Source organism: Pseudomonas sp. YNh (assembly GCF_037993085.1).
GTDB lineage: Bacteria > Pseudomonadota > Gammaproteobacteria > Pseudomonadales > Pseudomonadaceae > Aquipseudomonas > Aquipseudomonas putida.
In genome coordinates this window covers 163,493-175,830 of sequence record NZ_JBBMRJ010000009.1, presented here as the reverse complement: position 1 = coordinate 175,830, position 12,338 = coordinate 163,493, and the positions used below count along the sequence as shown (strand labels likewise).

The 12,338-nt window shown below is 61.8% G+C and carries 14 protein-coding genes; 8 read left to right on the top strand and 6 right to left on the bottom strand.

Annotated elements, in window-relative coordinates:
- Positions 1-194: 194 nt before the first annotated feature.
- Together WF331_RS12255 and WF331_RS12250 are read right to left on the bottom strand one after the other, a co-directional pair.
- Positions 195-1,421, bottom strand: a complete 1,227-nt coding sequence (locus WF331_RS12255) for an MFS transporter (protein ID WP_041167770.1) — start codon at positions 1,419-1,421, stop codon at positions 195-197.
- Positions 1,422-1,605: 184 nt separating this feature from the next.
- The gene (locus WF331_RS12250; protein ID WP_284364667.1) at positions 1,606-2,316 is read right to left on the bottom strand and encodes a TetR/AcrR family transcriptional regulator; all 711 of its coding nucleotides are present in this window, start codon (positions 2,314-2,316) and stop codon (positions 1,606-1,608) included.
- A gap of 244 nt (positions 2,317-2,560) precedes the next feature.
- On the opposite strand from WF331_RS12250, the gene WF331_RS12245 reads away from it, so the two are divergent.
- On the top strand, positions 2,561-2,974 hold the full coding sequence (locus tag WF331_RS12245) for an N-acetyltransferase (protein WP_340622954.1): 414 nt from the start codon (positions 2,561-2,563) through the stop codon (positions 2,972-2,974).
- Here the strand turns inward: WF331_RS12245 and WF331_RS12240 are convergent.
- Together WF331_RS12240 and WF331_RS12235 are read right to left on the bottom strand one after the other, a co-directional pair.
- The gene (locus WF331_RS12240; RefSeq protein ID WP_016500248.1) at positions 2,971-3,846 is read right to left on the bottom strand and encodes a universal stress protein; all 876 of its coding nucleotides are present in this window, start codon (positions 3,844-3,846) and stop codon (positions 2,971-2,973) included. The two genes, WF331_RS12245 and WF331_RS12240, sit on opposite strands and share 4 nt — an antisense overlap.
- Before the next feature lie 154 nt (positions 3,847-4,000).
- Positions 4,001-4,939: a LysR family transcriptional regulator gene (locus WF331_RS12235; protein WP_016500247.1), complete on the bottom strand. Its 939-nt coding sequence runs from the start codon at positions 4,937-4,939 to the stop codon at positions 4,001-4,003.
- Positions 4,940-5,081: 142 nt separating this feature from the next.
- On the opposite strand from WF331_RS12235, the gene WF331_RS12230 reads away from it, so the two are divergent.
- From WF331_RS12230 to WF331_RS12220, 3 genes are all read left to right on the top strand, one after another.
- Positions 5,082-6,224: an iron-containing alcohol dehydrogenase gene (locus tag WF331_RS12230; protein ID WP_016500246.1), complete on the top strand. Its 1,143-nt coding sequence runs from the start codon at positions 5,082-5,084 to the stop codon at positions 6,222-6,224.
- Between the two features lie 45 nt (positions 6,225-6,269).
- A complete protein-coding gene (locus tag WF331_RS12225; protein ID WP_049277332.1) occupies positions 6,270-7,613 on the top strand; it encodes an MFS transporter in 1,344 nt (447 codons plus the stop codon).
- Positions 7,614-7,877: 264 nt separating this feature from the next.
- The gene (locus tag WF331_RS12220; RefSeq protein WP_016500244.1) at positions 7,878-8,663 is read left to right on the top strand and encodes a 2-keto-4-pentenoate hydratase; all 786 of its coding nucleotides are present in this window, start codon (positions 7,878-7,880) and stop codon (positions 8,661-8,663) included.
- Here WF331_RS12220 and WF331_RS12215 read toward each other — a convergent pair.
- Positions 8,653-9,471, bottom strand: coding sequence for a helix-turn-helix domain-containing protein (locus WF331_RS12215; RefSeq protein WP_016500243.1), 819 nt, complete (start codon positions 9,469-9,471; stop codon positions 8,653-8,655). The genes WF331_RS12220 and WF331_RS12215 overlap by 11 nt on opposite strands.
- A 107-nt stretch (positions 9,472-9,578) precedes the next feature.
- On the opposite strand from WF331_RS12215, the gene WF331_RS12210 reads away from it, so the two are divergent.
- The 3 genes from WF331_RS12210 (at position 9,579) to WF331_RS12200 (ending at position 10,621) form a co-directional block, all read left to right on the top strand.
- Entirely contained in the window at positions 9,579-9,893 is a 315-nt protein-coding gene (locus WF331_RS12210) for a hypothetical protein (protein ID WP_016500242.1), read from the top strand.
- A complete protein-coding gene (locus WF331_RS12205; protein ID WP_016500241.1) occupies positions 9,890-10,315 on the top strand; it encodes an MAPEG family protein in 426 nt (141 codons plus the stop codon). Before WF331_RS12210 ends, WF331_RS12205 begins: the two co-directional genes overlap by 4 nt.
- A gap of 78 nt (positions 10,316-10,393) precedes the next feature.
- Positions 10,394-10,621, top strand: coding sequence for a hypothetical protein (locus tag WF331_RS12200; protein ID WP_016500240.1), 228 nt, complete (start codon positions 10,394-10,396; stop codon positions 10,619-10,621).
- A gap of 64 nt (positions 10,622-10,685) precedes the next feature.
- On the opposite strand, the gene WF331_RS12195 is transcribed toward WF331_RS12200, so the two are convergent.
- Positions 10,686-11,066: a hypothetical protein gene (locus tag WF331_RS12195; protein WP_016500239.1), complete on the bottom strand. Its 381-nt coding sequence runs from the start codon at positions 11,064-11,066 to the stop codon at positions 10,686-10,688.
- A 188-nt stretch (positions 11,067-11,254) separates the two neighbouring features.
- Here WF331_RS12195 and pstS point away from each other — a divergent pair, with 188 nt between their 5' ends.
- A complete protein-coding gene (gene pstS / locus WF331_RS12190) occupies positions 11,255-12,286 on the top strand; it encodes a phosphate ABC transporter substrate-binding protein PstS (protein WP_016486164.1) in 1,032 nt (343 codons plus the stop codon).
- The last annotated feature ends 52 nt before the right edge of the window (positions 12,287-12,338 follow it).

Below are 12,338 nucleotides of genomic sequence, written 5' to 3'. Positions count from 1 at the left end.
GTACTTGTGGGAGCGGGCGTGCCCGCGAAGGAGGCTGGGCGGTGCATGGCACGGGCTCCGCCCGTGTTCGCGGGCACGCCCGCTCCCACAGTGATCGCGCTCGCTTTCAAGTTTTTTGCGAGACAGTCGCTGCTACAAGTACAGCGTGGGCCCGAAGCGGACGCTGTACTTGTGGTGCTTCGAAACCGAGCTGATCAGCCTGGCTGCGCCGCCAGGCTATTGCTGACGTTGCGCCCCAGCACCAGCACGGTGACAAACCCACAGCCCACCAAAGCGGTAGCCAGGCTCAACAGCACTGCGGTGCCCATATGGTCGACCACCTGGCCGCCGAAGAACGAGCCCAGCGCAATGATCACCTGGAACATGGCCACGAACAGCGGCATGCCACGTTCAACATCCTTGGGCGCCACCACAAACATCCAGATATTGGCGCAGGCCGGGAACGCACCAAAGGCGAAGCCCCACAGTGCGATCAGCATGGCGGCGCCCGTCATGCCGGTGGCGAAGTGCGGGAACAAGGCGGTGCTCACTGCAATCATCAGCGCAACCAGCATCAGGGTATGCCGCACGCTGCGGTTGGCAGCGTAGCCCGCGAAAATGTTGCCCATGAACCCGGCGACGCCGTACAGCAGCAACAGTGAGCCAATCGTAGGCCCGTCAAAGCCGGCATTCTGTTTGAAGAACGGGGCAACATAGGTGTACGCGGCAAAGTGCGCCAGGCCGATCAGCAGCACGGCGATCAAACCGACCCGCGCTTGCGGGTTGATGAACAAGGCTGGCAGGTCGCTGATGCGAATAGCCTTTTCCGGCAGCAGCCGCGGCAGCAGGAATACCTGCGCCAGCAGCACCGGTATGCCCACCAGGGCGGTGACCAGGAAAGTCATGCGCCAGCCCATCAGGCCGCTCAGCCAGGTGCCCACGGGCACGCCCACTACGGTCGCCAGGGTTACGCCGGCCATGATGATCGAGTTGGCCTTGGCCACGCCCATGCCGTCTGGGGCCAGGCGGCCGCTGAGGGCGATGGCGGTCGCCCAGAAACCACCGATACTGACACCCAGCAGCACGCGGCCGACCAACAGCAAGTTGAAGTCGACGGCGTAGGCCACGATGGTGTTGGCGATGATCATGATCAGCGTCAGCCCAATCAGCAGGTAGCGCCGGTCCAGCGCGCCGACCCCCACGGAAATCAACGGCGCTGCCAGCGCGGCCATGATGCCGGGCAGGGTCACCATCAGGCCGGCAAGGCCTGCACTGATGCCAAGGTCACTGGCCACATCGTTGAGCACCCCCACCGGGAGGAACTCGCTGGTGACCAGGGCGAAGGCACCCACGGCGACCGAGAGGATTGCCAGCCATTGCTGTGTGACACTCTGTTGATTATGTTCGGGAAGGCCGCGACGGGCCTGGCGGTTGCTTGGCATGGGGGTCGGTTCCATGAGGGATGTCGCCTGTAGCAGGCGCAGGAGCGGAGGGATTTGCAGGCGATTATAGGGATGGCGTCGCCAGGCCGACAGGCAGGCCGCTTGATAGTCATCATCAGCGCAATCGATGAAACGCCTGGTTTAGAGCGGAAAGTATTGCGTTGCGGGGCCACGAAGCCAAGTTTCAGCGCGGTGTCACAGCCGTTTGCCTTACCGGTACGACACCGCCCAGCACCATCTGGGTGACCGTACGGGTGGCGCGATCAAAGTCCAGCTTGTCGGGTACAGCCACACCTCTGAGCTGCGACATTTGCCAGGCAAGATTGGTATAGGTGCGCGTTGCCGACCAGATGAAAATCATCAGGTGTTCGGGGTCACAGGGCGCCAACCGGCCATCCTCGATCCAGTTGCGCAGGCAGGCAACGTTGCGCCTGGCTTCCTCCTGCAGCATGTTCTTGCACACCTCAGGTAGGCGTTTGCCGCCTGAGAGCAACTCCTGGCTGAACACGGCGGCGCTGAAAGGGTGCTCCCGGATGATGCGGATACGGGCCTTGATATAGGCCCGCAGGCCCACTATCGGGTCGTCGCTTTTTCGCAATGCTGCCGAAGCCCTCACCAGCGGCTCGATGAAGCTCATCAGCACCTGGACGTACAAATTCTCTTTTGTCTGGAAGTAGTAATAGATATTGGCCTTGGGCAACCCGGCGCGCTCGGCAATTTCGTGCGAATGGGTGGCGGTGAAGCCGGTGACGGCAAACGCTTCGCTGGCCGCCTGCAGAATAAGCTTGTGATTCTTGCGCCGGATACCGGGGTTGCCCAGCGCGTGGTTGACCGAGCCGATAGGGGCGTCAGCACCATCGCTGGTCGTGTGTGGGAGGTCGGGTTGGGCGTACATCACGGTTTCATCTGGGATTTCAGAGGCGGTGTATAGAAATGTATATAGCGAGTGTTATGCTTTTCTTCAGCCGTTGCAAGGCTGCCATTTACACACCACGGACAAACTCATGGATTTTTTGATCAGGAAGGCGACGGCCGCGGATTGTGATGCGATCAGCCAGGTCGCGGCACGCACTTTTGCGCTGGCTTGCCCGGCGAATACGCCAGCGACGGAAATTAGCGCCTACATCCAAGGGGCGTTGATGCCAGCTGACTTTGAACGCTTGAGCCATGAACCGGGAATGCGCCTGTCGGTAGGCCTGATGCGCCGTACGGTCGTCGGCTACAGCCTGGTCAACCTTGCCCCAGAGCCCCTGGGCATTCCGGCTGTCGATGGCATCGCCGAACTCAGCAAATGCTACGTGCTGCCCGAATACCACGGGGCGGGTGTGGCCCAGCGCCTGATGGCTGATGTGCTTCAGGGCGTTGCGGGGGCTCTGCGGTTGACGGTCAATGACAGCAATAGCCGGGCTATTGCCTTCTACTTGCGCAACGGCTTTGCAGTGGTGGGTGAAACCACGTTCCAGTGCGGGGCGGATGTACATCGGGACCTGGTGATGCTACACGCAGGCTGGGCAGCCCCTGGGGAGGGCGGCCCGCCTGGTCTTGCGTGCTAGGGCGTGACCAGCACATCACACTGCGATTCGTTCAGTACATGCTTGGTAACGCTGCCAACCAACAGCTCCTCCAGCGCGCTCGCACCCTGCTTGCCGACTACGATCAGGTCGCACTCCAGCTCCTGTTCCTGCTCGGCAATGCGCCAGCCAGGGTCACCGTGCTCCAGAATCTGCCGTGCATCGGCAATGCCCGCGGCCTCACTCAATGCAGCGAGTTGTGCCTGTGCGTCCTTGCGGATGACATTGCGGTAGTGGGTGAGGGTGTCGTGGTCGATATGGGCGAAACGCACGCTGCCTTCGAACGGGGCTTCGTACACATGCAGCAGAATGATTTCGGCCTGTGGGGCAATGGCCCTGGCCAGTTTGATGGCGCGCAGCGAAGCGGGAGAGAAATCGACCGGCACCAGCACCGTGCGATAGGTAGCACGAGGGGCCGGCTTGACCACCAGTAAAGGGCAGGGCATGTGGTTGAGCATTTTCTGCACGGTTGAACCCAGCAGCAGGCGCCGCGCCACGCTCTGACCCTTGGCGCCGCATACCAGCAGGTCGCTGTGTTTGTCCTGCACCACCCGGGTGATTTCCGTGATCACCGACCCGCTGGCGACCTGCACGCCTGCGGAAATGTTGTAGCGCTGGAACAGCAGGGCTGCGAGTGCGCGGGTTTTTTCGCCGGCGCTGTCCAGTACCCGCTTCAACAGGTCGTCATCAGGCGCCACCAACTGCTTCAGGCGCTCGAAGGGGGCCGGGTTGGCAACGTAGAGCAGGTCCAGTGCGGCCTGCTGCGCGTTGCTCAGGTAGGCAGCGCGCTCTGCCGCGTTGCGGGCATGGGGGGATAGGTCGGTAGCTACCAGTATGTGTTTCAGCGGGTTCATGTGGGGCTCCTTGTCCAAGGCCGCGCACAGTGTTCGAGGGTTGTGCACTGTGCGCCTGGCGGTGCTTGAGTCATTCCTTGCTGGCAGCCATCGTCGCGCGAACCTGGCGCGAGGGCTTGATTTGGGTCAATGGAGTGCAGGTGCTGCAACACGCCTAACTGCGGCCAGGTTGCCCACCCTGCAATAGCAGCTCGCTAAGTTTTTCCATGGCCGGTGTCGCTTGGCTGCCTTTGCGAGTGATCAACTCGTAAGGGTCGCTGACCGAGCCCATGGCCAGGGGCAGCATGCGCACTTGCTGGTTCATCGCGCATTGCCGGGCCACGTCAATCGACACCAACGCCACAAAGTCGGGGCGGTCCTGCAGCAGCGACAAGGTCGCCAGGATCGAGGTGGTCTCAACCAGGTGCAGCGGGAAGCGCAGCCCGGCGTCGTGGAATTCACGCTCCAGTTGCACGCGCATCGGCATGTTGGCCCGGTATACGATCCAGCGGCTTTCGGCCAACTCGGCAAGGCTGACGGTTTGGGCGTGTTTGAGCGGGTGGTCGACATTGGCGATGACCGCCAGCGTCTCATCCTGGACAAAGGTGCTGGCAAACAGCTGCGGCGCATTGCTGACGCTGGTGCGGCACAGGGCGATGTCCAGCCGGCCGCTTTCGATCTGTGCCAGCAGCGACTGGCTGGTGTCTTCGATGATCTCGAACGACATCTGCGGCTGGATACTGGCCAGCTGTGATACGGCCCGCATCAGCAAGGGCACGGCGCCCATGATGGCGCCCACCGCCAGCCGGCCGCCCACACCGCGCAGGATTGCATCCAGGTCATGGCGCAGGTTGGAAATATCGGTTTGCACCACGCGCGCGTAGCGGATGGCGCAGTGCCCGGCGGCCGTGGGCTCCAGTCCGCGGTTGGTGCGGTTGAACAGCACCGTGCCGAAGGTGGTTTCGATTTCCTGCAGCGCTTTGCTGGCGCCGGGCTGGGTAAGCCCGACGCTGCCTGCTGCACCCAGCAGCGAGCGGTGCTCGTCCAGCTCGATGAGCAGGCGCAGGTGGCGGGCATGCAGCCTGGACATGATCGAGTTAAGTGATGGGGTCATCGGGTATGCGTCCTGGTTATACCGCTATGGATTGTTCTCAATACCATGGCCAGGCGCGCATTCCTATACTGGCGCTGCACGGTGTCGCATCCAGTGCGACTGAACCGCCTATAACAACAATGCCAGGAGCCTGCTGAGCCTTATGTCCCTGATCAACTACATCACCCAGATCCAGTTCGATATCGGCGCCATTGCCCTCTTGCCTGCCGAGTGCGAGCGCATTGGTATAACCAGGCCTTTGATCGTGACCGACCGCGGCGTGCGCGCTGCCGGTATCGTCGATACGGCGTTGAACACCTTTGCCGGCAGCGCGGCCCAACTGCCGATCTATGACGGTACACCACCCAACCCCAACGAGAACGCGGTACGTGAAGCCGTGGCCATGTTCAAGGAATGCGGCTGTGACGGCATCATTGCCATTGGCGGCGGCTCGGCGATCGACCTGGCCAAGGGTGTGGCGGTGTGTGCCCGGCACGAAGGGCCATTGAAAAGCTTTGCGGTGATCGAAGGCGGCCTGGCGCGAATCACGCCGGCAACCGCGCCGGTGATTGCCGTACCCACCACGGCCGGGACCGGCAGCGAGGTAGGGCGGGGCGCCATTCTGATTCTCGATGACGGGCGCAAGGTGGGCGTGATTTCGCCCCATGTGGTGCCCAAGGCGGCCATTTGCGACCCGGCGCTCACCCTTGGCCTGCCCACGCAACTTACCGCGGCCACCGGTATGGATGCGATTGCCCACTGCCTGGAAACCTTCATGGCGCCTGCGTTCAACCCACCTGCCGACGGCATCGCCCTGGACGGCCTGTGGCGCGCATGGCGCTTTATCGAAAGCGCTACCCTAGACCCGCAGAACCTCGATGGGCGTATCAACATGATGAGCGCTTCACTGCAAGGTGCACTGGCTTTCCAGAAGGGGCTCGGCTGCGTGCACAGCCTTAGCCATGCACTGGGCGGGATTAACCCGCGCCTGCACCATGGCACCCTCAACGCGATTTTCCTGCCTGCTGTCATCACGTTCAACCGCAAAGCCACTACTGTGCTGAACGAGCACAAGATGGCGCGTATCGCCCAGGCGATGGGGCTGGCAGACGAAAGCCAGATCGAACAGGCCATCCGCGACATGACCCGCGCGTTGGGCCTGCCGACCGGCCTGCGCGAACTGGGTGTCAGCGAAGAGCAGTACCCACGCATAATCCAGGGCGCGTTGGCCGATCACAGCCATCGGACCAACCCGCGTGAGGCGTCTGCCGAGGACTACCAGTGGTTGCTTGAAGCGTCGATGTAAGGCGCCAGTCCGCTGTTCAATCAATAACAACAAAAGTGAACGCCCATGAATACCAAGTATGCGCAAGCCGAGCTTGCCCCCACAGGGGAAGCGGTCGCCAGCCCGAACCCGTTCAAAAAGTACCAGGTCATCACCGTCAGCCTGTTGCTGGTGATCGGCATCATCAACTACGTCGACCGCAGTGCGCTGTCGATCGCCAATACGTCTATCCAGCGCGACATGGGCATCACGCCGTCGCAGATGGGCATTTTGCTGTCAGCGTTTTCCCTGGCGTATGCCTTCTCGCAGCTGCCTCTGGGCATGATCATCGACCGCCTGGGCAGCAAGATCTCGCTGGGGGCGGCACTGCTGGGCTGGTCAGTGGCGCAGACGGCCTCCGGCCTGATCAACAGTTTTTCCGCATTCATCGGCCTTAGGGTGGTGCTGGGGATTGGCGAAGCACCGATGTTCCCGTCGGCGGCGAAAGCCCTGGCGGAGTGGTTCGAGGCCGAAAAGCGCGGCACACCGACGGGCATCGTGCTGTCATCGACCTGCATCGGGCCGTGCCTGGCGCCACCGTTGCTGACCCTGCTGATGGTCACCTGGGGCTGGCGCGGCATGTTCATTGTCACTGGGGTATTCGGCATCCTGGTCGCCGCCTGCTGGTTTGCCTTCTATAAAAGCAAGGCACGCTACCTGGCCGAGCTGCCTGCCGAGGAACGTGAGCGGCTGCTGGCGACACAGGCCCATAAACAGCCGGTGGCAAGCGCCAGGCCGAGCCTGCGGGCACAACTGGCGGCCTGGACCGAGCTGTTTCGCCACAAGAGCACCTGGGGCGCCGTATTGGGCTTCATGGGGGTGATCTACATGCTGTGGCTGCACCTTACCTGGCTGCCGGGCTATTTCGAACGTGAGCATGGCTTGAGCCTGTACCAGACGGCCTGGGTGGTATCGCTGGCCTATGTATTCGGTGCGTTGGGCACCATTGTCGCGGGCCGCATCTGCGACCGCCTGGTGAAGAACGGCGCCAGCGTGTTGGGTAGCCGCAAGCGGGTAGTGGTGACGGCGTTGTTCGCGGCGGCGGCATTTACCGTTCCGCTGTCGTTCGGCAGCGGCTTCATGCTCAGCGTGGCGCTGCTGTGCTGCGCGCTGTTCAGCGTGAACATGGCCAGTTCGACTGCCTGGATGATTGCCAACACTGTGGTCGATAGCCAGCGCGTTGCCTCGTTTGGCTCGATCCAGAACTTTGGTGGCTACCTGGCAGGCTCGGTGGCACCAATCGTGACCGGGTTCAGCATCCAGCAGACCGGGTCGTTTGCCTCGGCGTTCCTGATCAGTGCTGCGGTGGCGGCGGTGGCAGCGATGGCTTACGTATTGCTGCTGAAGCAGCCGGTTTCTGCTGACCAGTGATCGTCAGGCCTGTGCAATCCCTGTGGGAGCGGCCTTGTGTCGCGATTGGGCCGCAGAGCGGCCCCAGCATCCTTGCAGGACCGTAGAGACCGGTGGGGCCGCGTTGCGGCCCAATCGCGACACGCTCCCACAAGGATCGCATCAGCTTCCAGAAGTCGTTTCATAACGGTTTGTGATGCCAGGCATCATGACAATATATTTATCCTTATCAATTTCAGGCCCTAGCATCGGTTGCCCGGCATCGCCCATTTCCATGAGGTCTTGATGAACAGTTCGCTTTTCGTACCCCAACGTACCGCGGCCCTGTTGCTGCAGCACTGGCGCAGCGGTGACTTGCTGACGGAACTGCCTGCCAGCCTCAGGCCCGAAACCTTGAAACAAGGCTATGACAGCCAGGATCAGTTCTTCGCCGCCGCCGCTGGCCAGCGTGCCGGGTGGAAGCTGGGTGTCGGCAGCCCCGCCGGCATGCGTGCGGCCAACCTGTCCCGGCCGCTGATTGGCCAACTGGAAGCAAAGCGCTGCCACGCTGATGGTGTGCGCATCGAGCTGCCGGCGGTGACACCTGTGACCATCGAATGTGAGATCGCCTTCGTGCTTGACCGCGATATCCCCCCCCAAGCGGGACGGGTGCCGGCCAGCGAGGATATTCGCGCAACCTGCGTCACTTTCGAGGTGGTGCGCTCGCGCTTCGTCGACCGCAAGAGCGTCGGCTGGCCAAGCTTCGTGGCGGACAACGTGGGCTTTGAAGCGTTGGTCGTGGGCAACAGCCTCGGGGCAGGCATCAACGTACCCTTGCTTGCAGACCTGGCCGAGACCACCGAGGTGTACGTAGATGGCGAATTACGCGCCCGCGGCTTGTCTGGCGATGCTGCGACCGACCCGCTGGTGTCGCTGGCTCACCTGTATGCCCATGCTGCCGAACGCGGCCAGACATTGAAGGCAGGTGATGTGGTGACCACGGGGGCCATGTGCCAGCCGTTCGACCTCAATGAAACAGGCCATCAGGTTAGCGCCAGGTTCCTTGGCCAGGCGCTGTCGTTCACGCTGTAACCGCCGACCATTGATCAAACGCCGCCTGCATCCTCTGCCGGGTTTGTGGGTCGGCGGGGATCAGGTGCTCGATCCGCAGTGATTCCACGGTGATATCCAGCGGCATGCCGAAGGTGGTGAAGGTCGACAGGAACCTGAGCTCGCCATAGGGGGTGCTCACGCGGGTCAGCAACACGGGCGCGATACCTGTCGCCTGCTCTGGGTTGGCCGGGGTTGGAAGATTGCGCAAATGCGCTGCCAGCGTCGCGTTACCCACTGCCTCCCTGGATGCACGTTGCCAGGCAACGGCACGAATTTGCTGCGCATTGGCCAGATGATCGCCCAGGCCGCCAGGGCGCAGCAGCGTATCCAGAAGGTTAAGGCCAGGCGCCGCCTGCGCCGCAACACCCACCATCGCCAACAGCAGGCCGGTACTGGCATTGGCAGCGATGACCTGCCAGTTGCTGTCGATGACGATTGCAGGTGCAGGGTTGTTCGCCTGCAGGATGTGTTCGATGGCGGCATGCACCAATGCCAGTTCAGGCGCGTCGAGCGGCGAGGCCGCGTAGCGGGGCGCGTACCCGGCGGCAATGAACACTTCGTTGCAGTGCTCCAGTGGCGCGCCAAGGGCCGAAAGCAGGGCATGCAGGGTGCCAGGGCTGGCCTTGGCGCGCCCGGTTTCCAGGCAGCTCAGGTGGCGCTGCGATACGCCAGCCAATAGCGAAAGCGCCAGCTGGCTGAGCCCGGCCTGCTGGCGCAAGTGGCGCAGATGCTGGCCTGCCGAAGTATCCGGCGCAGGGCTTTTGCGATGGAACAGATGATGACTCATGCCTTGATCCTTATCGTCCTTGATTGCAGCGTCCATGACCTCACAGGTCATTGAGCGCAGGCAACCCTATCACTACTGTGCCGGCAAACCCTACAGAGGAAAGGACGATGGGCTTGCGTAGCTGCGCGCTGGCGTTGCTGGTGCTGTTTTCGCTGTATACCGGCTGGACGATGCTGATTGCCGAGCAGTCGCTGCTGGCGTTCGGGCTAACGCTGCTGTCGCGGCCAGACACTGCTCAGGTGGTCATTGACCTGTACCTGATGGCGGGGCTGGCCTGCGTCTGGATGGTGAGGGACAACCGTATGCGGGGCGGGAAGGGGATATCGTTGCTGCCCTACCTGTTGCTGACGGCTGTGTTCGTTTCGGCGGGGCCGCTGTTGTATCTCGTCAACAGAGGCGTTGCCGGGGTGCGTCAGCCATGAGCAATGCCTTGAATGTTTATGCGCTGTGTATGGTGGTGCTTTTCCTGAAGATGTTCATGGTCTCCTGTTACCAGGGCTATCACCGCTTGCGCTTTGTGGCGTTTACCAACCCTGAGGATGCTGCTGTCTTCAAACACGCTGCGCAGGCGACTGAGCGGCCTGAAGTGATCCGCGCCGCCAAGGTATGGGCTAACGACCTGGAAAACATCCCGGCTTTCTTCGCCTTGGGTGGGCTGGCTATCGCCCTGGATACAGCCGCGCAGCCCACTGTGTGGCTGAGCATTGCTTTCACCCTTGCCAGGGTCCTGCATACGCTGGCCTATCTGCTGGGCGTGCAGCCATGGAGAACGCTGTTCTATGCCATCGGGGCTGTCTGCCTGTTGGGTTTCTGCGCACTCATTACCGCGAGCATAGGTAACTGAACCAAAATATTGCATGAGTCATCTTGATGCTTTGGCATAAGGCTACTAATACTTAAGCACTGCCGAAGAGGGACGATCATGCAGACGCGCTTCGTTGTGGTGCCCGCAGTGCCAGTAAAGCGAGAGGTTTACCCTCGGCGTCTTGGCTTTCCCGCCGCCCTGGGAGAGGGTTATGACCTTTACGACACCCAGGAAAAGATGCGCTTGAGCCTCAACTTTGCCACACGGGCCCAGGCCGAGTTCGAGTGTGCGTGCCGCAACCGCAGCCAGGAAGGCGATGAAGCGGGTATTGTCGGCATTGGCTGACCAAACCCTGTGGGAGCGGGTTCACCCGCGAACACCGGCGCAGCCGGTGCCATCCATCGCGCCCTCAACCGTGTTTGCGCAGCGCTTCTAGTAACTCTGCCTTGTTCATGGTGGAGCGGCCTTTGATGTCTTTGCTGCGCGCCTCCTTCATCAGGCTTTGCTTGCTCTGGGTTTCCAGAGAAGCACCCGAACTGCGCGAATAACCCTGGCGTGATTTAGCCGCGCGTTTGGCTGAGTCGGAGCGGGCTGTCTTTTTTTCGCTTGCAGACGTGTGGCTCCCCGAGCCGCCCTTCTTGTCGCCACCTCCGGACTGTTTGTTGACGGTGGCCCAGGCACGGGCTTCGGCCTCTTCTTTCGACAAACCCCTGTCTTCGTAACTCTCCTCTATGTGCTCGGCCTTGCGCTTCTGTTTGTCTGTGTATTTGTCCTTGTCACCGCGTGGCATGGTGTTCACTCCTGCTGGATTTGCCTGCACGGTTGAGGCCAGGCGTCCACCGAGAGTGCCGGACAATGGACAAACGGAGCCTCATGGCACAGGCAAAAAGCTCTACCGTGCGGCCTGCCACTCAACAGTCACAAAGCTGTAACACAGCTGATGCAAAGTGTGCCGGCCATCACAAGGAGCACTTTTTGATGAAACGCCTGATGAAGTCTGCTGCACTCGCCGTTGCGGTCTCCCTTTGCGCCACTTCGGCAGCCTTTGCTGCAGAAAACGTTCGCCTGACAGGTTCCGGCGCCAGCTTCCCTGCACCGATCTACCTGACCTGGTTCAAGGACTTCAGCAAGAACACCGCTGGCGTCACCGTTGACTACCAGTCCAAGGGCAGCGGGGCGGGCGTTCAGGACTTCCTGAACAAGACCGTCGACTTCGCCGCCAGCGACTCGGCCATGAGCGAAGCAGACATTGCCAAGGTTGGCGAAGGCGTGCAGTTGCTGCCAATGACCGCCGGTGAAATCGTCCTGGCCTACAACCTGCCGGGCAACCCTAAAGGGCTGAAGCTGCCGCGCGAGGTGTACTCCAACATCTTCCTGGGCAAGATCACCCAGTGGAACGACCCGCAAATCGCCGCGGCCAACCCTGAGCTGAAACTGCCAGCTACCCCGATCACCGTGGTCGTGCGTGCCGACTCCAGCGGTACCACTGCGGTCTTCACCAAGCACCTGTCGGCCATCAACGCTGACTTCAAGCAAGGGCTGGGTGAGGGCAACACCGTCAACTGGCCGGCCACCGACAAGTTCATCAAGTCGCCGAAGAACGATGGCGTAACCGCCACCGTCCGCCAGACCCCGGGCGCCATCGGCTACATCGAATACGGCTTCGCCAAGCTGGCCAAGGTCGACTTCGCCGTGCTGCAGAACAAGGCTGGCCAATACGTCGTGCCAAACGCAGAGAGCGGTGCCGAAGCGCTGGCTGCGGTGAACATGCCGGAAAACCTGGTGGCCTGGCTGCCTGACCCGGACGGTGCCAAGTCCTACCCGATCACTTCCTACACCTGGATGATCTTCCGCAAGGACAACGGCAACCCGGCAAAAGCCAAGGCCATGCGTGAAATGGTCGAGTACAGCCTGACCAAAGGCCAGACCATCGCCGACTCGATGGGTTACATCCCGCTGCCTGCGTCGGTTGTCGACCAGGTGCGTAAAGCGTCTGCCAACATCCAGTAATACCCAGGCGCTCCCGGTATCGGCATGAAGCCATGCCGGGGGTGTTTGTCCC

Coding starts and splice junctions, on each gene's coding strand:
- WF331_RS12195 (WP_016500239.1), bottom strand. CDS start 11,066: ATGCCACGCGGTGACAAGGACAAATACACAGACAAACAGAAGCGCAAG.
- WF331_RS12230 (WP_016500246.1), top strand. CDS start 5,082: ATGTCCCTGATCAACTACATCACCCAGATCCAGTTCGATATCGGCGCC.
- WF331_RS12225 (WP_049277332.1), top strand. CDS start 6,270: ATGAATACCAAGTATGCGCAAGCCGAGCTTGCCCCCACAGGGGAAGCG.
- WF331_RS12200 (WP_016500240.1), top strand. CDS start 10,394: ATGCAGACGCGCTTCGTTGTGGTGCCCGCAGTGCCAGTAAAGCGAGAG.
- WF331_RS12240 (WP_016500248.1), bottom strand. CDS start 3,846: ATGAACCCGCTGAAACACATACTGGTAGCTACCGACCTATCCCCCCAT.
- WF331_RS12205 (WP_016500241.1), top strand. CDS start 9,890: ATGAGCAATGCCTTGAATGTTTATGCGCTGTGTATGGTGGTGCTTTTC.
- WF331_RS12235 (WP_016500247.1), bottom strand. CDS start 4,939: ATGACCCCATCACTTAACTCGATCATGTCCAGGCTGCATGCCCGCCAC.
- WF331_RS12255 (WP_041167770.1), bottom strand. CDS start 1,421: ATGCCAAGCAACCGCCAGGCCCGTCGCGGCCTTCCCGAACATAATCAA.
- WF331_RS12245 (WP_340622954.1), top strand. CDS start 2,561: ATGCCAGCTGACTTTGAACGCTTGAGCCATGAACCGGGAATGCGCCTG.
- pstS (WP_016486164.1), top strand. CDS start 11,255: ATGAAACGCCTGATGAAGTCTGCTGCACTCGCCGTTGCGGTCTCCCTT.
- WF331_RS12220 (WP_016500244.1), top strand. CDS start 7,878: ATGAACAGTTCGCTTTTCGTACCCCAACGTACCGCGGCCCTGTTGCTG.
- WF331_RS12210 (WP_016500242.1), top strand. CDS start 9,579: ATGGGCTTGCGTAGCTGCGCGCTGGCGTTGCTGGTGCTGTTTTCGCTG.
- WF331_RS12215 (WP_016500243.1), bottom strand. CDS start 9,471: ATGAGTCATCATCTGTTCCATCGCAAAAGCCCTGCGCCGGATACTTCG.
- WF331_RS12250 (WP_284364667.1), bottom strand. CDS start 2,316: ATGTACGCCCAACCCGACCTCCCACACACGACCAGCGATGGTGCTGAC.